General features: G+C 71.4%; 20 protein-coding genes. 12 read left to right on the top strand and 8 right to left on the bottom strand.

The genetic code is table 11. The annotated features are described in order from the left end of the window. Positions 1-33: 33 nt before the first annotated feature. On the bottom strand, positions 34-924 hold the full coding sequence (locus tag ABD481_RS39095) for a biotin--[acetyl-CoA-carboxylase] ligase (protein WP_344670934.1): 891 nt from the start codon (positions 922-924) through the stop codon (positions 34-36). 40 nt (positions 925-964) lie between these two features. Here ABD481_RS39095 and ABD481_RS39090 point away from each other — a divergent pair, with 40 nt between their 5' ends. The 3 genes from ABD481_RS39090 to ABD481_RS39080 all read left to right on the top strand — a co-directional run bounded on the left by ABD481_RS39090 (position 965) and on the right by ABD481_RS39080 (position 4,134). Beyond that, complete coding sequence (locus ABD481_RS39090) at positions 965-2,575, top strand: acyl-CoA carboxylase subunit beta (protein WP_344670933.1); 1,611 nt, start codon at positions 965-967, stop codon at positions 2,573-2,575. A gap of 47 nt (positions 2,576-2,622) precedes the next feature. After that, a complete protein-coding gene (locus ABD481_RS39085) occupies positions 2,623-2,853 on the top strand; it encodes an acyl-CoA carboxylase epsilon subunit (RefSeq protein ID WP_344670961.1) in 231 nt (76 codons plus the stop codon). A 213-nt stretch (positions 2,854-3,066) separates the two neighbouring features. Further along, complete coding sequence (locus ABD481_RS39080; protein ID WP_344670932.1) at positions 3,067-4,134, top strand: hypothetical protein; 1,068 nt, start codon at positions 3,067-3,069, stop codon at positions 4,132-4,134. Between the two features lie 95 nt (positions 4,135-4,229). On the opposite strand, the gene ABD481_RS39075 is transcribed toward ABD481_RS39080, so the two are convergent. Together ABD481_RS39075 and ABD481_RS39070 are read right to left on the bottom strand one after the other, a co-directional pair. Beyond that, positions 4,230-4,877, bottom strand: coding sequence for a Maf family protein (locus tag ABD481_RS39075; RefSeq protein ID WP_344670931.1), 648 nt, complete (start codon positions 4,875-4,877; stop codon positions 4,230-4,232). 34 nt (positions 4,878-4,911) lie between these two features. Further along, on the bottom strand, positions 4,912-5,376 hold the full coding sequence (locus ABD481_RS39070; RefSeq protein WP_344670930.1) for a hypothetical protein: 465 nt from the start codon (positions 5,374-5,376) through the stop codon (positions 4,912-4,914). Positions 5,377-5,547: 171 nt separating this feature from the next. Between ABD481_RS39070 and ABD481_RS39065 the strand changes: the two genes are divergently transcribed. After that, positions 5,548-6,423 (top strand): polysaccharide deacetylase family protein, encoded by an 876-nt coding sequence (locus ABD481_RS39065; protein ID WP_344670929.1) that lies wholly within the window; start codon positions 5,548-5,550, stop codon positions 6,421-6,423. 227 nt (positions 6,424-6,650) lie between these two features. Then, positions 6,651-7,835, top strand: coding sequence for a YncE family protein (locus ABD481_RS39060; protein WP_425559391.1), 1,185 nt, complete (start codon positions 6,651-6,653; stop codon positions 7,833-7,835). Between the two features lie 15 nt (positions 7,836-7,850). On the opposite strand, the gene ABD481_RS39055 is transcribed toward ABD481_RS39060, so the two are convergent. Next, positions 7,851-9,038 (bottom strand): winged helix DNA-binding domain-containing protein, encoded by a 1,188-nt coding sequence (locus ABD481_RS39055; RefSeq protein WP_344670927.1) that lies wholly within the window; start codon positions 9,036-9,038, stop codon positions 7,851-7,853. A gap of 27 nt (positions 9,039-9,065) precedes the next feature. Here ABD481_RS39055 and ABD481_RS39050 point away from each other — a divergent pair, with 27 nt between their 5' ends. Then, positions 9,066-10,373: a cytochrome P450 gene (locus ABD481_RS39050; protein ID WP_344670926.1), complete on the top strand. Its 1,308-nt coding sequence runs from the start codon at positions 9,066-9,068 to the stop codon at positions 10,371-10,373. Positions 10,374-10,414: 41 nt separating this feature from the next. Further along, a complete protein-coding gene (locus tag ABD481_RS39045; RefSeq protein ID WP_344670925.1) occupies positions 10,415-10,969 on the top strand; it encodes an isochorismatase family protein in 555 nt (184 codons plus the stop codon). 66 nt (positions 10,970-11,035) lie between these two features. Here the strand turns inward: ABD481_RS39045 and ABD481_RS39040 are convergent, their stop codons facing one another. Together ABD481_RS39040 and ABD481_RS39035 are read right to left on the bottom strand one after the other, a co-directional pair. Further along, positions 11,036-12,334, bottom strand: a complete 1,299-nt coding sequence (locus tag ABD481_RS39040) for a hypothetical protein (RefSeq protein WP_344670924.1) — start codon at positions 12,332-12,334, stop codon at positions 11,036-11,038. Positions 12,335-12,361: 27 nt separating this feature from the next. After that, positions 12,362-13,159 carry a rhomboid family intramembrane serine protease gene (locus ABD481_RS39035; RefSeq protein ID WP_344670923.1) on the bottom strand — a complete coding sequence of 266 codons (798 nt, stop codon included), beginning with the start codon at positions 13,157-13,159 and terminating at the stop codon, positions 12,362-12,364. A 234-nt stretch (positions 13,160-13,393) separates the two neighbouring features. Here ABD481_RS39035 and ABD481_RS39030 point away from each other — a divergent pair, with 234 nt between their 5' ends. Together ABD481_RS39030 and ABD481_RS39025 are read left to right on the top strand one after the other, a co-directional pair. Further along, positions 13,394-15,163: an acetyl/propionyl/methylcrotonyl-CoA carboxylase subunit alpha gene (locus tag ABD481_RS39030; RefSeq protein WP_344670922.1), complete on the top strand. Its 1,770-nt coding sequence runs from the start codon at positions 13,394-13,396 to the stop codon at positions 15,161-15,163. Between the two features lie 147 nt (positions 15,164-15,310). Continuing rightward, a complete protein-coding gene (locus ABD481_RS39025; RefSeq protein ID WP_344670921.1) occupies positions 15,311-16,759 on the top strand; it encodes a hypothetical protein in 1,449 nt (482 codons plus the stop codon). 94 nt (positions 16,760-16,853) lie between these two features. Here the strand turns inward: ABD481_RS39025 and ABD481_RS39020 are convergent, their stop codons facing one another. Then, entirely contained in the window at positions 16,854-17,426 is a 573-nt protein-coding gene (locus ABD481_RS39020; protein ID WP_344670920.1) for a DUF6215 domain-containing protein, read from the bottom strand. 98 nt (positions 17,427-17,524) lie between these two features. After that, a complete protein-coding gene (locus ABD481_RS39015) occupies positions 17,525-18,940 on the bottom strand; it encodes an NAD(P)H-quinone dehydrogenase (RefSeq protein ID WP_344670919.1) in 1,416 nt (471 codons plus the stop codon). A 79-nt stretch (positions 18,941-19,019) separates the two neighbouring features. Between ABD481_RS39015 and ABD481_RS39010 the strand changes: the two genes are divergently transcribed. From ABD481_RS39010 to ABD481_RS39000, 3 genes are all read left to right on the top strand, one after another. Next, the gene (locus ABD481_RS39010; protein WP_344670918.1) at positions 19,020-20,492 is read left to right on the top strand and encodes an MFS transporter; all 1,473 of its coding nucleotides are present in this window, start codon (positions 19,020-19,022) and stop codon (positions 20,490-20,492) included. 219 nt (positions 20,493-20,711) lie between these two features. After that, positions 20,712-21,512, top strand: coding sequence for a purine-nucleoside phosphorylase (locus ABD481_RS39005; protein ID WP_344670917.1), 801 nt, complete (start codon positions 20,712-20,714; stop codon positions 21,510-21,512). Between the two features lie 125 nt (positions 21,513-21,637). Then, a complete protein-coding gene (locus ABD481_RS39000; protein ID WP_344670916.1) occupies positions 21,638-23,353 on the top strand; it encodes a phospho-sugar mutase in 1,716 nt (571 codons plus the stop codon). Positions 23,354-23,688: the final 335 nt, after the last annotated feature.

Here is a 23,688-nt window from a genome sequence, read left to right as displayed (position 1 = left end):
ACATCGGTGACGGTGTGCAGTGACAGGGACTTGTCATCTGAGATGGACTACATCGCCCGCCCCGAACGCCCGCTCCCCGCCGGCGTCCCGCACCAGCAGCCGCCCGTCCCCGTCCAGGCCCACCGCCTCGCCCTCGACCGCCGCCCCGCCCGGCACCTCCACTCGTACCCGCCGCCCGAGGGTGGCACACGAGGCGGCGTACGCACTGGCCAGTCCGGACGCCATGGGATCACCCGAGACGGCGGTCCAGTCCGTGTACCAGCGGCCCAGCTCCCGCAGCACGGCGCGCAGCACGGTGTCCCGGTCGGCGGCCTTCGCCCGCTCCAGGACCAGCGAGGTGGCGTGCGGCGCGGGCAGCTCGTCGACGCGCAGCGAGACGTTGAGCCCCAGGCCCACCACCGCCGCCGGACCGGTGGGCGTCTCCACCCGCTCGACGAGGATCCCGCCGAGCTTGCGCGCCGCCCCGTACGACCCGGCCTCCGGGCCCTCGCCCATGGTCTCGTCCGGCACGGCGTCGTCCACGACGATCAGGTCGTTGGGCCACTTCAGCCGCACCGGCACCCCGGTGACGGAGTCCACCGCGGTCCGCACCGCGGTCCCGGCCAGCAGCGGCAGCCACCCCCACCGCGCCGGCGCCACATCACCCGGCCGGAGCAGTACAGACAGGAACAACCCGGAGCGCGCCGGCGCGACCCAGGTCCGCCCGAGCCGCCCCCGCCCCGCGCTCTGCGCCTCGGCCACGAGCACCAGGCCCTCGGCCTCGCCCCGCCGCGCGGCGTCGGCGAGGTCGGCGTTGGTGGAGCCGGTCTCGGCGACGATGTCGACCCGCCGCCACAGTCCGCCGGGGCGTACGACCGCCTTGTTGACGGCCAGCTCACGAAGGGGTGGCCGGTCCAGATCGGTGTAAGGCGAGTCACTAGTCATCCCCCGAGGCTATTCCCCCATCACGCATTAAAGTGACCCCGTGACCGACGCCGCAGCCCCCTCCGAGCCCCACGCCCCGCACACCACGGCCGGCAAGCTCGCCGAGCTCCGTGGCCGGGTGGACGAAGCGATCCACGCCGGTAATGAGCGTGCCGTGGAGAAGCAGCACGCCAAGGGAAAGATGACCGCGCGGGAGCGGATCGAGTATCTGCTCGACGACGGTTCGTTCATGGAGTTGGACGAGCTGGCGCGGCACCGGTCGGGACGGTTCGGGATCGAGCGGAACCGGCCCTACACCGACGGCGTGGTCACCGGGTTCGGGACCGTGGACGGGCGGCAGGTCTGCGTCTTCTCGCAGGACGTCACCATCTTCGGCGGCGCGCTCGGGGAGGTGTACGGCGAGAAGATCGTCAAGGTGCTGGATCTGGCGCTGAAGCTCGGCTGTCCGATCGTCGGCGTCAACGAGGGCGGCGGGGCGCGGATCCAGGAGGGCGTGGTCTCGCTGGGGCTGTACGGCGAGATCTTCCGGCGGAACGTGCTCGCCTCCGGCGTGATTCCGCAGATCTCGCTGATCATGGGCCCGGCGGCCGGCGGCCACGTCTACTCGCCGGCGTTGACCGACTTCGTGGTGATGGTCGATCAGACCTCGCAGATGTTCATCACCGGGCCGGACGTCATCAAGACCGTCACCGGCGAGGACGTCTCGATGGAGGACCTCGGCGGGGCGCGGACGCACAACACCAAGTCCGGCAACGCGCATTACATGGGTGCCGACGAGAAGGACGCGATCGACTACGTCAAGACGCTGCTGTCCTTCCTGCCGAGCAACAACCTGGACGAGGCGCCGGTCTACGACGCCTGGGAGCAGGGCACCGCGGCCAAGCTCGACGTGAGCGCGGAGGACCTGGAGCTGGACACGCTGGTGCCGGACTCGGCCAGCCAGCCCTATGACATCCACACGGTCATCGAGCACGTGGTGGACGAGGCGGACTTCCTGGAAGTGCAGCCGCTGTTCGCGCCGAACATCGTCGTCGGCTTCGGCCGGGTCGAGGGCCGCAGCGTCGGCGTCGTCGCCAACCAGCCGATGCAGCTGGCCGGCTGCCTGGACATCGACGCCTCGGAGAAGGCCGCGCGCTTCGTCCGCACCTGCGACGCCTTCAACATCCCGGTCCTCACCTTCGTCGACGTCCCCGGCTTCCTGCCCGGCGCCGACCAGGAGTGGAACGGCATCATCCGGCGCGGCGCGAAGCTGATCTACGCCTATGCCGAGGCCACCGTGCCGCTGCTGACCATCATCACGCGCAAGGCCTTCGGCGGCGCCTACGACGTCATGGGCTCCAAGCACCTCGGCGCCGACCTGAACGTCGCCTGGCCCACGGCCCAGATCGCGGTCATGGGCGCGCAGGGCGCGGTGAACGTCCTGTACCGCAAGGAGCTGGCGGCCGCCGAGGATCCGGCGGCCGAGCGCGCGCGGCTCATCCAGGAGTACGAGGACGAACTGCTGAACCCTTACCAGGCCTCCGAGCGCGGCTACGTCGACTCGGTGATCGAGCCCTCGCAGACCCGCACCTACGTGGTCAAGGCGCTGCGCGCGCTGCGCTCCAAGCGCGAGACGCTGCCGCCCAAGAAGCACGGGAACATCCCGCTGTGAGCACCGGGCCGCAGAGCGCGCCGACCACGACCGAGAGCAGGGAAAACATGGCCCCGCAGATCCGCGTGGTGCACGGCGATCCGTCCCCCGAGGAGCTCGCCGCGGTGGTCGCCGTCCTCGCGGCGGTTTCCGTTGCCGCCACGCCGTCACGATCGAATAACGATCAGCGACGGGGTGCGGCCCCCGGCGGCTGGACCGCCCGTGACCGGTGCGTACGCCCTGCGCTACGCTCCGGCCCAGGCGGCTGGCGCGCTTCAGCATTTCCGGCCGCCCGCTAGGCGCGCATACGCCGCAGGAACTACACCTTCATGATCACATCGACTGTAGGGGGATTCACAGATTCCCTCCAAAGTCGTATCCGGTGCGACGTAGCCTGCGAGTACAGTTGACACCGATCCAGGAAAAGTTAAGGCTCCGCTTCAGGGGGGTTACCAGCAATGCCCGTACAGACGACTTCGATACCCGGTAAGCGTTCGGTCCGTGCACTGACGTTGACGATTGCCGTCGGCGCCGTCTCGGGTCTGGCGCTGACCGCCTGCTCGTCCTCCGGCAACACCGGCAGCGGCGGCAGCGGCGGGAACAGCGGCGGCAAGACGCCGACCGAGGCCCTCGCGGCCGCGGTGCACAACATCTCCAGCGGGAAGGCCGAGGCCTTCCAGCTCTCGCTCAAGCCCGACGACGCCATGATCGCGGCGATGAACAAGGACTCCACCAAGCAGGACGCCGCCATCGCCAAGGCGCTGCTGGGCAACGGCGGCGTCGTCGTGAAGTTCACCGTCAGCTCGGACAAGGCGCTGAAGGACCTCAAGCCGGGCGAGAGCCCGAACGTCGAGCTCGGCGTGACCGCCGGCGGCACCGACTACTTCGACGTCCGCAGCGTCGGCGGCGCCCTGTACCTGAAGGCGAACGTCCCGCAGCTCGTCCAGCTCTCCGGCAAGTCCACCAGCGACCTGAACTCGGCGCTGGGCGAGATCCCGCCGGACTTCCAGTCCGCGGTGCAGGCCCTGGTCGGCGGCAAGTGGGTCGGCGTGAGCGCCCAGGACCTCAAGGGCCTGGAGCAGATGGCCGGCAGCCTCGGCGGCGGCGACCTGGGCTCGACCAGCACGGCCTCGCCGAACACCGCGATGCTGGCCGGTATCGAGACCTCGCTGATGAAGGCCCTGACCCAGGACGCCACCGTCACCGACAAGGGCAACGGCAAGCTCGAGGTGACCGGCAAGGTCAAGGTCATCGGCCAGGACATCCTGCAAGCCGTCGGCCCGGCGCTGAGCGCGGTGCCCGGCAGCTCCTCGTCCAAGGCGGACCTGGACAAGTACCGCGAGGGCCTGAACAACGTCCCGGACAGCGAAGTGGTGACCTTCGACGTCTGGCTGAAGAACAACCAGATCAGCGAGCTGCAGCTGGACCTGGCGCAGTTCCTGCCGAAGGACCAGACCGGCGGCGGGCACCTGCCGGTGGACGCGAAATTCAGCCAGGACGCCGCCAAGGTCAGCGCGCCCGACGGGGTGACCAACATCGACGTGCAGAAGCTGCTGTCCTCGCTGGGCACCGGCAGCTGAACTCCTTGATCAAGAAATCAGGGCCCGATTGACCGGGCTTTGACACCCGGCCGAACAAAAGAGCGGGAGCCCTCTTAAGGGCTCCCGTTCTTCGGCTATCCGGCCGGGTCCCAGTAAGCGGTGTAATTCACGCCCAACTCGGCCATCAGCTTTCGCAGCAAAGGCTTCGACAAGCCGATCACATTGGAATGATCACCTTCCAGCCGGTCGACGAAAGCACCGCCGAGGCCGTCGATGGTGAAGGCGCCGGCCACCCGCAGCGGCTCGCCGGTGGCGACGTAGGCCAGGATCTCCTCGTCGCTGGGCTCGCCGAAGTGCACCACAGTGGTGGCGACCGCGCCGACCTCGGCGGCCTCCCCGCCCGCGCCGGCCGCGCTCCGGTCCACGAGCCAGTGCCCGGTGACCAGGCGCCCGGACTTGCCGCGCATCGCGTACCAGCGCGCCACGGCATCCTCGGCGTCGTCCGGCTTGCCCAGGGCCTGACCCTCGAACTCCAGGATCGAGTCGCAGCCGACGACCAGTGCGCCGTCGGTGTCCGGGAGCGCGGCGACCGCCTGGGCCTTGGCGCGGGCCAGTTCCAGCGCGACGTCGGAGGGGGCGGCGTCCGGACCGAGGGCGGCCTCGATCGCGTCCTCGTCGACGCCGCTGACCAGGACGCGGGGGTCGAAGCCGGAGGCGCGCAGCAGGGCGAGGCGGGCCGGGGAGGCGGAGGCCAGGACGAGGGGAGGCGGGGTCGTGGGCATGACCCGACTCTAACCGGGTCGCGGACCGCGGCGGTCAGGCCGGCTTCGGCGTCCCGCTGCCCGGCGGCGCGGGCTCGACCGGGCCCGGCTCCGGCTTCGGCGGGTTCGGCGTCACCATCGCCACCGCCAGGGCGGCGGACAGCAGCGCGAACACGCCGCCGAGCAGGAACAGCTGGGTCCAGCCGGTCAGGCCGGTGACCACGATGGTGACGAACAGCTGCAAGGCGGCGATCGCCATCATCACGCCCTGCATGAGGTTGTTCAGCACCACGCCGACCGCGGCCAGCACCAAAATCACCGCCCCGACCAGCAACGCGGCGCCCGCACCGAGGCACAGCAGCAGCACGCCGATCTGGAGCAGCCCCGGGGAGGCCGGGCCGAACTGCACGCCGTTGCCGAAGCGCAGGAAGCCGAAGAAGCCGGCCGCCACGACCAGTGAGCCGAACGCCTCGGCGGCCAGTCCCAGCGCCCCGGCGAGAATCAACGTCTTGCGTCCCACGGCAGCTCCCGACGGCGTCATTGGACGGAGTGTCAAAAAAACCTACCGGCCAGTAGCAGGCCGCTACAAGAGTCCTGGTGCTCCCGATCGGGTGAAACGGCGATCGCACTTATGGCGGCACGTGGACCAATCAGCGGAAAACGGATGATGCCCGACCTAGGATCGTGGCCCGTGACCGCACCGGACCGACGCACAGCGCTGCGGGCAGGGCTGGCCGCGCTCGGGACGGCCGCCGCGTCGGCGGGGCTGGCCGCGTGCGCGGATGCTGACAAGCCCGCGAGCACCGGGGGTGCGGCGAGCACTGCGGGAGCGGCAGGCGCTGCGGGTGCGGCAGGTACGCCGAGCGCCACGAGCGCTGCAAGCCCGGCGAGGGCCGCCACCCCTGCGGGCACTCCGACCCCCGCCCCGCCCGGCTCCCGCGCCAACGCGAATCCGGGCACTGCCGCCCCCGCCGACGAGGTGGACCATGCGTCCTCCGGCCGGCCGCAGGTCGCCCTGACCTTCCACGGCGACGGCGATCCCCAGCTGACCGAGGCCCTGCTGAAGACGGCCGAGGCGGGCGGCGCGCAGCTCACGGTCCTGGCCGTCGGCCGCTGGCTCGGCGAGCATCCGGAGCTGGCCCGCCGGATCCTGGACGGCGGCCACGAGCTGGGCAACCACACCGAGAACCACGTCGACATCACCCGGCTGGCCCCGGCCGCCGCGTACGCCGAGATCGCGGCCTGCGCCGCCCGGCTGACGAAGCTGACCGGCTCCCCCGGCGTCTGGTTCCGGCCCTCGCAGACCCAGCACGCCGATCCGATGCTGGTCGAGCAGGCGCGCCGGGCCGGGTACCGCACGGTGCTGTCGTACGACGTCGACCCCCTGGATTATCAGGACCCGCCGAGTGCCGCGATCGCCGACCGGCTGCTGCACGCGGTGCGCCCCGGCGCGGTCGTGTCGCTGCACCTGGGGCACCGCGACACCGTGGACGCCCTGCCCGCGGTCCTGGCCGGCTTGAAGTCCCGCGGCCTGGCCGCCGTCACCGCATCGGAGCTGTTTTCGTGACGCCCACTCCTGACGACGAGACGCCCTCGGCCCCGCGCCCGCCGCGCAACCGCCGGGCGGCGCAGCCGCGCCGGATGCGCCGGATCGTGGTCACCGTGCTCGCGACCGGGGTCGTCGGCGCCGGTGGCTGGCTGGCCACCGACCGGAGTGTCTGGCACGACGACGCCTCGCCGGCGGCCAGCGGCTCCGGGTCGGCCCGGCACGCGTCGGACGGCGACCCGGCCGGGATGAACGGCATGAGCGGTATGAACGGTATGAGCGGGGGCGCCGGTCCGAACGGCCTGGGCGGCCAGGCCCGCGACAACGGCGCGCTGCGCCGGAACCCGGCGCCGGACTCGGTCCCGAACGCCGCGGCGCTGCCCGCGCCGGGCACGCTCCGGCACGCCGCGCTGCCCGGCATGCCCGACTACGACCCGGCGGACCTGTATTCCTTCGACCGGCCGGGCATGGTCTCGCCGGTCATCGCGTCCGCGCTGGCCCGGGTGTACGTCCCGAACACCGAGAGCGACACGGTGACGGTGATCGACCCGGCGACGTTCCACGTCGTCGAGACGCTGAACGTGGGCCGCCAGCCGCAGCACGTGGTGCCGTCGTGGGATCTGAAGACGCTGTGGGTGAACAACGACCTCGGCAACACTCTGACGCCGATCGACCCGTTCACCGGCAAGCAGGGCACGCCGGTCGCGGTCCACGACCCGTACAACCTGTACTTCACGCCGGACGGCGCTTCGGCGGTGGTCATGGCGAGCAAGGACATGCAGCTGGTCTTCCGGGATCCGCACACGATGGCGGTGCAGAAGACGCTGCCGGTGCCCTGCTCGGGGGTGAACCACGCGGACTTCTCGCCCGACGGCTCCTACTTCATCGTGTCCTGCGAGTTCTCCGGCCAGCTGCTGAAGGTGGACACGAAGAACCGCTCGCTGCTCGGCGTGGTGAGCCTGCCGCAGCGGGGCGCGATGCCGCAGGACGTGAAGATCTCCCCGGACGGCAAGGTGTTCTACGTCGCGGACATGGTGGCCAACGGCCTGTGGACGGTCGACGGCGACGCCTTCAAGGTGACCGGCCTGATCCCGACCGGCCGGGGCACGCACGGCCTGTACGTCTCGCGCGATTCGAAGACGATGTACGTCTCGAACCGCGGCGAGGGCACCATCACGCTGTTCGACTTCGCCAGCGGCAAGCCGCGCGCCAAGTGGGAGCTGCCGAGCGGCGGGTCCCCGGACATGGGCGGGGTCTCGGCCGACGGCAAGGTGCTGTGGCTGTCGGGCCGCTACAACGCCGAGGTCTACGCGATCTCGACGACGGACGGCAAGCTGCTGGCCCGGATCCCGGTCGGGCGGGGCCCGCACGGCCTGGCGGTGTATCCGCAGCCGGGCCGGTACTCGCTGGGGCACACCGGCATTTTCCGGTAGGGCGGCCGGGCTCCGTCACGCATGCGGTCCGGCCGTGACCGGGCCCACGGTCAGCGCCGGTCGCGCGTCGACGATCTCGCCGATGCGGTCGACCTGGGCGTAGAGCTCGGTGAGCTGGTCGTCGCCGAGGTCGGCGAGGGTCTCGACGGTGACCGCGGTCTTGCGGCCGCTTTTCTTCTGGTGCCAGACGCCGGCGACGACGCCGTCGACCAGCAGGAGCGGGAAGTTGCCGGCCTGGCCCCGGTTCAGCGCGCGCTCCGCGGCGCGGCCCGGGAACAGCAGGTCGCGGGGCTGTCCGGCGACTCCGTAGGCGTCGAAGTACGGCAGCAGCCGCACGCCGCGCGGAGATGCGTCCGGGAACTCGGTGTCGCCCGCGGCGACATAGGCCGGTGCGCCTTCGAAGGTCACCGGGGTCACCGCGTCGCCGAGGTCGTCGAACACTTTCGCGGCCCAGGTGGCCGTTCCGCCGAGCCATTTCGCGAAGTGGGCAGGCGTCGCGGGTCCATAAGCGGTCAGATACGACCGCACGACGAAGGCGAGCCCGGCCTCCGCCGCCAGGGGCGTCACGCCAGGGCTCGTATAGGTGGTCTTGCGGCCCCGGTTCGGGCCGAAGCTCAGCGCGCCGCGGTGCGCCGCCACCGAGATCGCCTGGCGCCATCTCGGCCAGAAGCCCTGGAACGCCGGCATCACCAGGTCCGCCGCCCAGGCCCCGCAGCGTTCGGTGACGGCCAGGTCGAGTTCCTCGGCGGTGAGGGTGTCGCCGTCCGCGAGCGCCGCGCCCACAGCGTCGACGACCGCCGTCTCCTGCTCCGTGCTGAGCCGGACGCCGTCCGCGTGCCGATTCGGGTTGCCCGGCAGCGCCGACAGGGCGCCGAGCCACGCCGGGAGGTCGGCGGTCGGCAGCAGGTGGACGGTGCCGCGCGGTCCGTAGGTCTTCACCAGGCTCCGGGTCTCCCACAGCGCGGCCCGGACGTCGGCGCCCACCGCGCCGTCGGTCCGGATCGCCACCGAGACCTCGGCCGCCGACATCACCTGCGCGTGCGCGCCGGCCATCGCGCCGACGGTCGCCGTCACGGCGTCGGTCGCCGCCTCGCGGGCTGTCGCCTCGCCAGTCGCCGCCTCGCCACTCAACGGCACCGCGAGGCCGGCCCGCAGCAGCCGTCGCGCACTGGCCTGATCCCACGTCACGCCGATCCCGGTCATCCCCTCATGATGCCCGCGGGGACCGACATGCTTGACATATCGGCGCTCCGCGTCAACATGACCAGCATGGGAGTCGACATCGACCTGTCCGACCTGCGCTTCTGGTCGCTGCCCTACGACCAGCGGATGGCCGCCTTCGCCGAGCTCCGCGCCCGGCCCGCCGCCACGCTGTTCGCCGAACCGCGGTTCCCGCTGATCAAGGCCGGTGCCGGGTACTACGCGCTGACCCGGCACGCCGACGTCGTCGAGGCGAGCCGGTACCCGGCGGTGTTCAGCAGCGAGCCGGCGTCGAACAGCATCCCGGACATGCCGCGGTATCTGGCCACGTATTTCGGCTCGATGATCAACATGGACGATCCGCGACACGCCCGGCTGCGCCGCATCGTCTCGCGCGCCTTCACGCCGAAGCTGGTCACCGGCCTGAAGGCGGACATCGAGGCCGCGTCGGCCCGCATCGTCGACACGCTGCTGGCCAACCGGACCGGCGACTTCGTCGCCGAGGCCGCCGCGCGGCTCCCGATCCAGGTCATCTGCACCATGATGGGGATCCCCGAGGACCGGCACGCCATGGTGCTGGCCCACACCAACCGGATCCTGGCCGGCGGCGACCCGGAGTACACCGGGGTCCCGGAGGACGCCGGGTGGCTGCGCACCAAGCTCGTCGGCCCGGTGGCGATGCTCCGGCTGGTCGGCGCCGGGCGCAGCCTGCACCGCCTGGCCGCCGACCTGGGCCGGGAACGGCGCCGGCGGCCCACCGGCGACCTCACCTCGAAGCTGGTCGGCGCCGACGTGGACGGCGAGGCGCTGACCGACCAGGAATTCGGGTCCTTCTTCATCCTGCTGGTGGTGGCCGGCAACGAGACCACCCGCACCGCGCTGTCGCACGGGCTGAAGCTGCTCACCGACCACCCGGACCAGCTGGAGCTGCTGCTGGGCGACTTCGACAATCACATCGTCGGGGCCCTGGACGAGATCCTGCGCTGCTGCACCCCGGTGACGCAGTTCCGCCGCACACTGACGCAGGACTATGAGCTCAATGGCCAGCCGCTGAGGAAGGGCGACAAGGTTCTGCTGTTCTACAACGCCGCCAACCGCGATCCGGCGGTGTTCGAGGATCCGGACCGGTTCGACATCACCCGCTCCCCCAACCCGCACCTCAGCTTCGGGGGCCCGGGTCCGCATTTCTGCCTCGGGGCGCACCTCGCCCGCACCGAGATGACGGCCTTGTTCCGGGAGCTGTTCGCGCGGGCCCCCGGGATCCGCAGCGTGGGCGAGCCGGACCGGCTGACCTCCAGCTTCATCAATGGGATCAAACGCCTGCGCTATGCGCTGTGACTGCGGGCGCGCGTGTCGGACCCCGCTGTTACGTTGATGAGATGACTACTCTCGAAAACCGTCCCGGAACCGCGGTGCTGGTCATCGACGTGCAGAACGGCGTCGTGGCCACCGGCCACCAGCGGGACGAGGTCGTCGCGAACATCGGCACCGTGGTCGGCAAGGCCCGGCAGGCCGGCGTGCCGGTGGTCTGGATCCAGCACAACGAGCCGGGCAACCTGGTCGCCGGCGAGGAGCCGTGGAAGATCGTCCCGGAGCTGGACCCGCGGATCGACGAGGCGAACGTGCAGAAGGCGTACCCGGACTCGTTCGAGGACACGGACCTGGAGAAGGTGCTGGCCGGGCTCGGCGTCGGCAAGGTGGTGGTGACCGGCGCGCAGACCGACGTCTGCGTCCGCTCCACGCTGCACGGCGCGCTGGTCCGCGGCTACGACGCCCAGCTGGTCAGCGACGCGCACACGACCGAGGACAACACCTCCTACGGCGCGCCGTCTCCGGACCTGGTCATCGCGCACACGAACCTGTACTGGCAGTACCACGAGGCCCCGGGCCGGACCGCCGGAATCGTGAAGACCGAGGACGTCAGCTTCGGCTGAGCGCGCTCCGGCCGCCCGGCGCGCTCGATCCGCCCGGTCCGCCCGGTCCGCCCGGTCCGCCGGACGCTACGAGGCGTGCGAGGCCCGCTGCCGCCGGGCGCGCCGCGCCAGGTCACGACGCCGCGAGTGGTAGGCGAACATCAGTGCCACGGTCGCCGCGACCAGGCCGCCGAACGCGAAGACCAGGTTGGAGTAGGACAGCGGCGGCGCGGGCGCCGGCGGCTGGATGGTCCCGGCCCCCCGGTGCACCGGCGCCTGCGCCCCCGAAGGCTCCTGGTACTCCCAGGTCAGCGAGGTGTAGCCGAGCACGACCTTCTCGAACTTGGCCTTCGGCCCGGTCGCCGAGGACTTCGCCGGCTCCGGCGCCTTGCCCTTGACCGACGACGTCGCGGCGGGCACCGGCGTCGAGGGCGCCGCGGTCGGGGTGGCGGTCTGGAACGGCGTGCCGTCCGCGTTGGCGTCCTGCACGCTGATCACCAGCGCGTCCTTGAGCGCGTAGGACAGGTAGCCGTAGCCGCTGCCCGCCCCGCCGAACGACTCCACGTGCAGGCAGCCGAAGGGCTCGCCGGCCGCCGCCGCCAGCCGCAGCTTGGGCGAGACGTTGTCGTCGAGCGGCTCCAGCAGCTCCAGGTACTGATACGGGTGGCGGCCGTCGCCGAGCAGCGGCGGGACCATGCCCGCCGGGCCGACCGTGACGATCGGCAGGGCGCCGCTGGCCGGCTCGGTGATCAGCGTCGACCCCGGGACCTTGGGATGCGCCCCGGCGCTGTACGCCGGGATCATCAGGAACCCCTTGTCCGGGGCCGGGGCGTGCGGGCCGGAGGTGTCGCAGGGTCCGGTCGAGGTGGGTATCGCCTGGGCGGCGAACGGCGGCGCCGTCCACGGCGTGACCGGCGTGGTGGAGTTCGACCACGACGGCGGCGCCTGCCGGGTCGAGGTGCTGGGGCTCGACGGCGGGCTCGTGGAGCTGCCGGGCGCCGGGTCCACGGTGAAGTTGGCGGTCGCCGTCGCCGAGGTCGCGCCGCTGGCCGTACCGCGCACCTTGTGCGCGCCGGGACTGGCGCCCAGCGGCACCTGCATCGACGAGGAGGCCGAGCACGACCCGTCCAGGGGCGCGGAGCCCACCGGCTGGTTGTCGAACGCGAACTGCACCACCGCGCCCAGACAGGCGCCCGGAGCGGCGTTGCCGTTCAGGTGGAAGGTGGCGGTGAACACCGACTGCGCGCTGCCGTGGTTCGGCGACAGCGACACCGAACCGGATCCGCGCGCCGCCTGGGCCGGGGTCGCGGCGGCCACGCCCAGCACCAGGCCGACGGCGCAGGCCCCGGCGACACCCCCGACGATCGACCGTGCTCCGCGCCGCATCCCCACCCCACCCAGCTTCTCGGGAACCTACAGCCCGAGGTCGTCCAATTCCTTGAAGAGATCGGAGCGCGGGCTGCCCGGGAGACTACCGCTCTTGGCTGATTTCCGGCCACCGTCACCCTTGGGAGTGGGGAGGACCGCGGTGTCCCCGAGCGCCTTCTCGGCGCCCCCGCCGGCTCCGCCGCCGCCGACACCGGCGAGTTCCCGGTCCTCGCGCGCGCCGAGCGCCGCCGCTCCGCGCTCGCGCAGCAGCCACCCGGCGAGCACGCCGCCGATGGCGCCGCCGAGGTGCCCGAGCCACGACACGTGCGGCACGCCGGGCAGCGCCGCGGTCAGCAGGTAGGCGTAGGACAGCGCCATCACACAGCCGATGAGCACGTCCACCAGGTGCCGGTCGAACAAGCCCTTGACCACGACGTAGGCGAAGTAGCCGTAGACCAGGCCGGAGGCGCCGACAGTGTTCGAGTTGCCCTGGGCGAACCACACCATCAGCCCGCTGCTGCACACGATGACCAGCGTGACCATCAGGAATTTGCGGACGCCGCGATAGGCGGCCAGGAACCCGAAGACGAACAGCGGCCCGCTGTTGCTCTCGATGTGCTGCCAGCTGTAGTGCAGGAACGGGGCGGAGAAGATGTCGCCGAGGTGGCCCACGTCGCGCGGGACGATGCCGAAGTGGTTCGACAGGCGGTAGGACAGCGCGCTGTTCACCACCTGCGCCGCCCAGATGACGGCGATGAAGCCGACCATCACGTAGAGCGCTTTACGCGCCTCGTACAGCACTTCCTCGGCACTGCGGCCGTCCCAGGAGCCTTCGCCGCTCATCGGATCCCCCAAGTCTCGCGTTGTATCGCGTTCTGGGGAAAGCGTAGCTGGCGGGAATGCCGGACGCATCCACCTTGAGAGGGAGAAACGCGATGGTCCTCAGGGTTCCCGGACGAACCGCGGCCGAACCCCGGCCGGCCCACAAGTGGCGCGCACCACGTCCCAACCATGCAGCTCCCTGCCTTCCCCGGCTCTAAACTGCGAGTCGTCACCCACTGGGAAGGGAATGCCGCCGTGCGCAAGGTACTGATCGCCAACCGTGGCGAGATCGCCGTCCGGATCGCCCGCGCGTGCAAGGACGCCGGCATCGGCTCGGTCGCGGTCTATGCCGACCCCGACCGGGACGCGCTCCACGTCCGGGTGGCCGATGAGGCCTACGCCCTCGGCGGGACCACCCCCGGCGACTCCTACCTGGTCATCGACAAGCTCCTCAAGGCCGCCGCCGACTCCGGCGCCGACGCGGTGCACCCGGGCTACGGTTTCCTGGCCGAGAACGCGCAGTTCGCGCAGGCCGTGCTGGACGCCGGCCTGACCTGGATCGGCCCCTCCCCCGACGCCATCACCGCCCTGGGCGACAAGGTCGCGGCCCGCCACATCGCCCAGCGGGCGGGCGCGCCGCTGGTGGCCGGGACGGCGGACCCGGTGTCCGGCGCCGACGAGGTCGTCGCGTTCGCCCGGGAGGCCGGGCTGCCGGTGGCCATCAAGGCCGCCTTCGGCGGCGGCGGGCGCGGGCTGAAGGTCGCGCGGACGCTGGAGGAGATCCCCGAGCTGTACGAGTCCGCGGTGCGCGAGGCCGTCACGGCCTTCGGCCGCGGCGAGTGCTTCGTCGAGCGGTACCTGGACCGGCCGCGGCACGTGGAGACCCAGTGCCTGGCCGACCAGCACGGAAACGTCGTCGTGGTGTCCACCCGCGACTGCTCGCTCCAGCGGCGGCACCAGAAGCTGGTCGAGGAGGCCCCGGCGCCGTTCCTGTCCGAGGAGCAGGTGGCCGAGCTGCGCCGGGCCTCCAAGGCGATCCTGACGGAGGCCGGCTACGTCGGCGCCGGGACCTGCGAGTTCCTGGTCGGGCAGGACGGCACCATCTCCTTCCTGGAGGTGAACACCCGGCTGCAGGTCGAGCACCCGGTCACCGAGGAGGTCACCGGCATCGACCTGGTCCGGGAGATGTTCCGGATCGCCGACGGCGAGGAGCTGGGCTACGGCGACCCGGAGATCCGCGGGCACTCCTTCGAGTTCCGGATCAACGGGGAGGACCCGGGCCGCGGCTTCCTGCCCGCGCCGGGCGTGGTCACCACCTGGCGGCCGCCGTCCGGCCCGGGTGTGCGGCTGGACTCCGGGATCGAGCAGGGCGCCGAGATCGGGCAGAACTTCGACTCGCTGCTCGCCAAGCTGATCGTCAGCGGCCGGGACCGGCAGCAGGCGGTGGAACGGGCCCGCCGGGCGCTGGCCGAGTTCGAGATCGACGGCATGCCGACCGCGCTGACGTTCCATGTCGCGGTGATGAGCGACCCGGCGTTCACGCCGGCCGACCCGGCGCAGCCGTTCCAGGTGCACACGCGGTGGATCGAGACCGAGTTCGACAACCAGATTCCGCCGTACGCCGGGGAGGCCGGCGAGGGCGCCGGGGCCGGGGAGCGGACGACGGTCACCGTGGAGGTCGGCGGGAAGCGCCTGGAGGTGACGCTGCCGGCCGAGCTGGGCGTGTCTGCCGGGGGCGGCGCGGCGCGCGGTGGCGCGAAGGCGGCGCCGAAGCGGGGCGCGAAGAAGGGCGGCGGCGGGGCCGCGGCGTCCGGCGACTCGCTGACCGCGCCGATGCAGGGCACGATCGTGAAGGTCGCGGTGGAGGACGGCCAGGAGGTGGCGGCCGGGGACCTCGTCGTGGTGCTGGAGGCGATGAAGATGGAGCAGCCGATCAACGCCCACAAGGCGGGCACGGTGACGGCTGTCGCCGCCGAGGTCGGTGCCACCGTCACGGCCGGCACGGTGCTCTGCGAGATCAAGTAGCCATCGAAGATCAACGCCTCAAGCTGATCGAACAGGGCATGGAGATCAAGTACTGATCCGTTGAACAGCTTGTCGGGACGCTCGTAGGCCCGCCGCCCGAGTCCTCGGGGGCGGGCCTTCGCAGGGGGTATCGGTTAGCCTCGGGACATGGATCCAGCTGTGGCGATCACACGCCGGGGAAGCAGGACGTTCGCCGTTCTGCTTGCGGGTGTCGCTTTCCTCCTGTCCGCTCTTACCTATGGCGTCCGGCCCGCGCACGCCGACGAGACGCTCGACACCGTCGCCGCCGCGCTGCGCGAGAGTCCGGTCTATGTCGCGCCCGACGCCTCGCCGACCATGACGTCGTCGCAGGCTGACGCGCTGGTCGCGCAGATCAAGGGCATGCGCTCCGGGGTGCCGGTGTTCGTGGCGATCCTGCCGGACACCGCCACCTTCAGCAGCCAGCCGACGCTGCTCCAGCAGCTGTACAACAAGGTCGGGAAGAACGGCGTCTATGCCGCGAACATCGGCCGGAGCTTCCACGCGCTGGACTTCTCCGGCAGGCTGCGCACCGGGCAGGCCAACAATCTCGCGATCGCCGCAGCTCAGGGCGGCACCGACCTGGCGACGATCACCTCGGCGTTCGTCTCCTCCACTGATGCCGCGATCATCGCCAATGGCGGAGTGAAGCCCTCTTCGGGCTCGGGCTCGAAGTCGAAGTCGAACGGCGGCGGCGCGGGCGGCGTGCTGATCGGCGTCGGTGTGCTGGCGGTCGCCGGCGGCGGCGCGTATCTGGCGGTGAACAGCCGGAAGAAGAAGCGCGCGCAGGCGAAGCGGGACGCCGAGCTGGCGGGCCTGAAGAAGGCCGTGGACGAGGACATCACCGCCTACGGCGAGGTGCTGGACGGGCTGGACTTCACGCCCGGCGACCCGCAGGCCACTGACGACATGCGGCGCGACTACAGCAAGGCCCTGGATCAGTACGAGGCCGCGAAGGCCGCGGCTGCGGCGGCGAAGAAGCCCGGCGACATGAAGAACGTCACCGAGGCGCTGGACGAGGGCCGCTTCGCGCTGGCCACGCTCGACGCGCGCCGCAAGGGCACGGCGCTGCCGGAGCGCCGGCCGCCGTGCTTCTTCGACCCGCGCCACGGGCCGTCGGTGGGCGAGGTGACGTGGGCGCCGCCCGGCGGGGCGTCGCGCTCGGTGCCGGCCTGCGCGATGGACATGACGCGGGTGGGCGAGGGGCTCCAGCCGCAGGTGCGGCAGGTCGACACCGCGTACGGCCCGCAGCCGTACTACAACGCCGGGCCGGCGTACGGGCCCTGGGCCGGCGGGTACTTCGGCGGCGACGTGCTGTCGGCGGTCATGGTCGGGACGCTGATGGGCTCGGTGTTCGGCGGCTTCGGCGGCCACGACACCTATGTCGAGAACAACTATTACGGCGACGGCGGCGGCAACGGTCCGGACGGCGGCGGCTGGGGCGACGGCGGCTCCGGTGGAGACGGCGGGGCTTCCGGCGGCGACGGTGGGGGCTGGGGCGACTTCGGCGGCGGCTCCGACTGGGGCGGCGGCGACTCTGGCGGTGGTGGGGATTGGGGCGGCGGCGGGGACTGGTGACCCGTCGCGCGCTGACAGCTACAGCTCCGCCACCTTGGTCGTGGCGGAGGCTGGGGTTGCTGGCGGGGACTGGTGACCCGTCGCGCAACCGGTCCTAGCTGCGCCACTCCGGCAGCGTCGGCAGCACCTTCTCCGCCACGGCGCGCTCCAGCTTGCCGGCGGTGTCCTGGGTGATCGGGGTGCCGTCGGTCATCATCACGTCCAGCGCGTAGTAGCCGGTGCCGGCGGAGTCGTAGTCGACGGCCAGGTTGTAGAGCTGGCGGCCGCCCGCGGTGCCGGTCACGAGGGCGGCGGGGTGGCCGGCGACTTTCTCGGTCTCCTTCACCTTGCCCGGCTTGTGGGTGGAGAGGATCACCGAGTAGGGGCCCACCGCGTACAGGACGCGGACGCTGGGGTCGCCGCCCTCGACCGGCTGGGACATCGCGCCGCCGAACTCGGACGGGGCCTTGGGGATGCCGAGCAGGGTGGGCAGGTCCGCCTTCTGCAGGGCGGTGCACAGCGTGGAGGCGCTGACGTCGACGGCGGACTGCGACGCCGGTTTGCAGGGCTTCACCTCGGTGCCGGTGGTGCTGGAGTTGCTCCAGTAGACCACCGCGCCGACCCCGATGCCGCCGATCACCAGTGCGGCGAGGATCTGGATCCGCGCGCTGCTATGCGAGAAATTCACGTGCCGCCCCCCAAGATACCGACCAGTAACAAGCTCTGGAACGGCCATCCTGGCGTGTTCTCAGCGCCGGAACAAGCCCCCGGCGCGGGCGGGTCGGGTCAGTCCTCGTCCTTGACGTCGGCGTGCAGGCGGCGCGCCGCCTCGGCGATGGAGCCGGACAGCGACGGGTAGACGGTGAACACCGAGGCCACCTGGTCCACGGTCAGGTGCAGGTCCACCGCCATGGTGATGGGGTGGATCAGCTCGCTGGCGCGCGGCGCCACCACGACGCCGCCGACCACGGTGTCCGAGCCCTTGCGGGAGAACAGCTTCACGAAGCCGTCCTTGAAGCCCAGCATCTTCGCCCGCGGGTTGGAGTCCAGGGCCAGCTTGTACTCGTTGAAGCCCGGGGAGTCGTGGTGCGAGTTGACGTTGGTCTGGCCGACGGTGGCCACCTCGGGGCTGGTGAAGATGTTGGACGACACCCGCTTGAGGTTGATCGGCCACACCGCCTCGCCCAGCGCGTGGTACATCGCGATCCGGCCCTGCATCGCGGCCACCGAGGCCAGCAGCAGCACGCCGGTGACGTCGCCGGCCGCGTACACGCCGGGCGCCGAGGTGCGGGAGACCCGGTCCACCTCGATGTGGCCGCTCCGGGTCAGCTCCACGCCGGCCTCCTCCAGGCCCATGCCCTCGGTGTTGGGCAGGGAGCCGACGGCCATCAGCACGTGCGAGCCCTCGACGGTGCGGCCGTCCTCCAGGGTCACCACCACGCGGTCGCCCTTGCGGACGGCGGAGGCGGCGCGGGAGCGGGACAGCACCCGCATGCCCCGGCGGCGGAAGACGCTCTCCAGGACCTCGGCGGCGTCGGCGTCCTCGCCGGGCAGCACCCGGTCGCGGGAGGACACCAGGGTCACCGTCGAGCCCAGGGCCTGGTAGGCGCCGGCGAACTCGGCGCCGGTGACGCCGGAGCCGACCACGATCAGCTCCGGCGGGAGCTCCTTGAGGTTGTAGACCTGCTTCCAGGTGAGGATGCGCTCGCCGTCCGGCATGGCCTCCGGCACTTCGCGCGGGCGCACGCCGGTGGCCAGCAGGATCACGTCGGCGTGGTAGAGGGCGACGGTGCCGTCCGGCAGGTCGACCTCGACCTTGCGCTCCGGCGTCAGCCGGCCGCGGCCCCGGACGACCTGCACCCCGGCCTTGGTCAGCGCCTCGCCGATGTCCACCGACTGCGCCGAGGCCAGGTCCTTCACCCGGCGGTTGACCTTGTCCAGGTTCACGCCGGTCACGCAGCTGCCGCCGGCCGACACGCCGCCGATGCGGATGCCCATCTCGTCGGCCGACTCGAAGGACGACATGACGTCCGCGGTCGCGATCAGGGTCTTGGACGGTACGCAGTCGGTCAGCACCGACGCTCCACCCACGCCTTCGGCCTCGACCAGCACGACTTCCGCGCCGAGCCGGGAGGCCACCAGGGCCGCCTCGTAGCCGCCAGGTCCACCGCCGATGATCACGATCCGAGTCACATGTTCCATTGTCGCTCACGGAAAAGGTGTTGGTCGCACCGGATAGCCTTGAGGGCGCCGCGACTAGATGGAAATCAGGTAGATAACCGTGAGCAACACCGCCAATGACACCGTGGCGGCCGCGCCCTCGTTGGAGCACACCGCGAATTCGTCGTCACTGAAAGCGACATTCCGCGAATCGCTCACCGTTCTGCGGATCGGCCAGTTCCGGCTGATCCTGCTCGAACGCCTGCTGTCCACTTCCGCGACCGGTATCTCGTCGGTGGCGCTGTCCTTCGCGGTGCTGGCCGTGACCAGGTCCGCCGCGCACCCGGACGGCGACGCCGCCGCGGTCGCGTTCGTGCTGGCCGCGCAGCTGGCCCCGATGCTGGTCTTCACCCTGGTCGGCGGCGTCCTCGCGGACCGCTTCCGGGCGCAGCGGGTGATGATGGCCGCCAACTTCAGCGCGGCCGCCGGCGAGGGTTTGGCCGCGCTGCTCGTGCTCACGCACTCCGCGCACACCTGGAACCTGCTGCTCGCCGCGATCCTGATGGGCACCGGCGGCGCGCTGTTCTATCCGGCCTCGCAGTCGCTGACGCCGCGCCTGGTGCCGGCCGACCGGATGCAGGCCGCCTCGTCGCTGTCGCGGCTGGCGCAGTCCTCGATGCTGATGCTGGGCTCGGCGGTCGGCGGCGTCCTGGTCACGGTCTTCGGGCCGGGCTGGGCGATGGGGCTGGACGCGGTGCTGCTGCTGCTCGGCACGCTGCCGATGCTGCGGATCACCGTCGCGGCGCTGGAGCGGGCGGCCGAGAAGGCGCCGGGGATGCTGCACGAGCTGCGCGAGGGCTGGGTCGAGGTGCGCGGGCGCACCTGGCTGTGGGCGGTCATCCTCTGCTACGCCGTGGTACTGGCCGGCTGGTTCGGCGGCTTCATGGTGATCGGCCCGGAGGTGGCCAAGGCCCACCTCGGCGGGGCCGCGGCGTGGGCGGCGATCATCTCCTGCGACGGGCTGGGCGTGCTGCTCGGCGGGGTCGCGGGGCTGGTGTACCAGGTGAAGCGGCCGATGTTCGTCGGCACGATCCTGACCTTCACCTTCGCCCTCCCGCCGATCGTGATGGGCCTGGGCGGCCCGGTGTGGGCGATCGCGGTGTCGACGGCGCTGGCCGGGTTCTCCGGCGAGTACTTCATGATCCTGTGGATGGTGGCGCTGAACCGGCACATCCCGCAGGACAAGCTGGCGCGGGTGTACTCGTACGACGCGCTCGGGTCGCTGAGCGCGTCGCCGCTCGGGTCGCTTGTGGCCGGGCCGACCGCGAACGCGGTGGGGACGCGGGCGGTGCAGGTCGGGGCCGGGGTGCTGATGATCGGGGCTACGGGGTTGACGTTCATGTCACGGCAGGTGCGGACGCTGCGGGCGGATGATGTGCCTAGTGGTGTTGTGGGGGGTGGGGTCGGGAGCGGTGGCGGGGCTGGGGTCGGCGCTGGGGTCGGTGGCGGGGCTGGGGCTGGGATCGGGGCGGCGGCTCATGGTGCGCCGGGGGCGGTCGTCGGGGAGCAGATCTCGGGCGTTGCGGCCTGCTGAGCGGCGCTGCTAAGCGGTGCTGCTAAGCGGTGCTGCTAAGCGGTGCTGCTGAGCGGTGCTGCTGAGCGGTGCTGTATGGAGGCTGTGCCAGGCCGTGCAGCGAGGCTGTGCCAGGCCGTGCAGCGGGCTGGCGCTGGAACCGGGGCGCACCTGCGAACATGCGGCCGCCGCCGCACCCGTTCCCGTCCTCCCGGCGGTGCCCCGCTGTACGCTCACCGGGTGACGAACACCGCTGAGGACCCTTACCAGCTCGCCGAGACCGCCGCCGCCCGGCTCACCGACCTGGCCGGATCGCACGACGTCGCCGTCGTCATGGGCTCCGGCTGGGCCGAGGCCGCCGACGCCCTCGGCGCCCCTGATTGGGAGTCGCCGGTCGACGCCCTGCCCGGGTTCAGCGCCGCGGCGGTGGCCGGGCATGCGGGCAAGGTGCGCTCGATCACTGTCGGCGGGAACAAGGTGCTGGCTTTCCTGGGGCGCACTCATTACTACGAGGGCCGCGGCGTGGCGTCGGTGGTGCACGGGGTGCGCACGGCGGTTGCCAACGGGGTGCGGACCGTCGTGCTCACCAACGGCTGCGGCGGGTTGCGCGCGGACCTGCGGGCCGGGCAGCCGGTGCTGATTGCCGACCATCTGAATCTGCAGGTGGAGTCGCCGATCGTCGGTGCGCGGTTCGTGGACCTCACCGACCTGTACTCCGAGCGGCTGCGGGCGGTGGCCCGGACTGTCGACCCGGATCTGGCCGAGGGCGTCTACCTGGCGCTGCGCGGTCCGCACTACGAGACGCCGGCCGAGATCCGGATGTTCCGGGCCTGGGGCGCGGACCTGGTCGGCATGTCCACCGCGCTGGAGGCGATCGCGGCCCGGGAGGCTGGGGCCGAGGTGATGGGTATCTCTCTGGTGACGAACCTCGCCGCCGGGATGACCGGTGAGCCGCTGTCCCACACTGAGGTGATGGAGACGGGGGCGGCGTCGGCGGGGTCTCTGGGGACGTTGCTCCGGGGGATCGTCGAGAAGCTCTGACCGGTTGGCGGGATGATCTGAAGCAGCGGTGAGAGTGGTCCGAGGGCCGGGGTCAGAGGGCTGGAGTCCGAGGTTCGAAGCCCGAGGCCCGAGGCCCGAGGCCCGAAGACCCGGAAGGGAACGCGATGACACAGAGCATTGAGCGGCGGGGTACTGCGAGTGCTGCCATCAGTGGTGCGCTGTTCGGTGCGGCGCGCGCTTGGCTGGCCGAGGATCCGGATCCGGTCACCCGTGCCGAGCTGAGTGAGCTGCTGGAGGCTGCGGAGTCGGGCGACGCGGTGGCCTATGGCTATCTGGAGGATCGCTTCGACGGCCGTCTCCAGTTCGGGACGGCGGGTCTGCGCGGTGAGCTCGGCGCCGGGCCGAACCGGATGAACCGGGTGACCGTGCTGCGCGCGGCTGCCGGCCTGGCCGCGTTCCTCACCGCGCAGCACGGTCCGGGCCAGGTCGTGGCTGTCGGCTATGACGCCCGGCACAACTCGCGGCGGTTCGCCGAGGACACCGCCGAGGTGATGCTCGGCGCGGGGCACCGGCCGTTCCTGATGCCGCGTGAGCTGCCGACGCCGATGCTGGCGTTCAGTGTCCTGCGGCTGGGCGCGGCGGCGGGTGTGATGGTGACGGCGAGCCACAATCCGGCGCGGGACAACGGCTACAAGGTCTACCTCGGCGACGGTTCGCAGATCAACACGCCGAACGACGCGCTGATCGCGGCGTGCATCGACGCCGTGGGGGCGCTGGCGGACGTACCGCGCGGTGCCATCGACGACGTCGAGGCGGTGCCGGAGGACGTGATCGAGGCCTACGCCGCGCGGGCGCGGGAGCTGGTCGCCGAGTCCGAGCACCGGGACCTGCGGTTCGTCTACACCGCGATGCACGGGGTCGGGTTCGAGCTGTTCCGCCGGGTGGTGACCAGCGCCGGGTTCGCGGAGCCGATCAGCGTGGCGGAGCAGCAGCAGCCGGATCCGGACTTCCCGACGGTCGCGTTCCCGAACCCGGAGGAGCCCGGTGCGCTGGACCTGGCGTTCGCGCTGGCGCGGGAGCAGGGTGCGGACGTCATCATCGCCAACGACCCCGACGCGGATCGGATGGCGCTGGCCGTCCCGGACCCGTCCACGCCGGGCGGCTGGCGGCGGCTGTCAGGGGACGACGTGGGGATGCTGCTTGGACACTACTTGGCCAACGCGGGACGGCGCGGGACCTTCGGCACCTCGATCGTGTCATCGGAGGGCCTGGCCGCGATCGCGGCGGAGGCGAAGGTCGGCTACGCGCGGACGCTGACCGGGTTCAAGTGGATCAGCAAGGTGCCGGACCTGGCGTACGGGTACGAGGAGGCGATCGGCTACTGCGTCGATCCGCGTCACGTCAACGACAAGGACGGGATCACCGCCGCACTGATCACCGCCGAGTTCGCGGCAAAGCTGAAGGCCGAGGGCAGGACGCTGCTCGACGCACTGGCGGATGTGGACCGGGTGACCGGGAACCTGGTGACCGCGCAGGTGTCGGTCCGCAGTGATGATCCTGAGCAGATCCAGACGATGATGCGGGTGCTGCGTCGGGAGCCGCCTGAGAGGTTGGGTGGGGTGGTGGTCAACGCGGTTGGGGATTTGACGGCGGGTGGGCGGACGCTGCCGGTTGAGCAGGGGTTGTGGTTGGGGTTGGGGCGGGAGCGGGAGTTGGGACAGCATGATGGGTGGGTTGCGGTTCGGCCGTCGGGGACTGAGCCGAAGTTGAAGTGCTATATCGAGCTGGGGGATCGGGGGGCGGTGGATCGGTCGGTGGTGGTGGATCGGATTGGTGCGGTGCGGGGTGGGTTGGAGGAGTGGTTTGGGCAGTTCGCTTAGGGGGCTGCCGGGTGAAGGTCGAAAGTCAAAGTCAAGAGCTGGGTAAGGCAGGCGCCTCCGGCGAGGGCCTCTGATCCCTCGGAGAACTGGCGCTGCTCCATAGGGGGGTCTGGTTAGTCTCTGCGCTGGCGGTTGGTGGGGTGGGGGTTTGTTCTCCTCGCTCACGTCGGCAGCCCTACGGGTACAGCACCGCCGCCCAGGTATCAAGTCCATGCCGCTGCGGTGATGGTTGTTGGGCTGCGGTTGGGTGTGCATGAACTTGACACCTGGTCGACGGTACTGTAGGCAAAGCCCTGCCGACGTGACCGAGGAGAACAAACCAAAAACCCAGGGAG

The sequence above is a fragment of the Catenulispora yoronensis genome (genome assembly GCF_039531695.1).
GTDB lineage: Bacteria > Actinomycetota > Actinomycetes > Streptomycetales > Catenulisporaceae > Catenulispora > Catenulispora yoronensis.
This window is presented reverse-complemented; position numbering and strand designations above follow the sequence as displayed.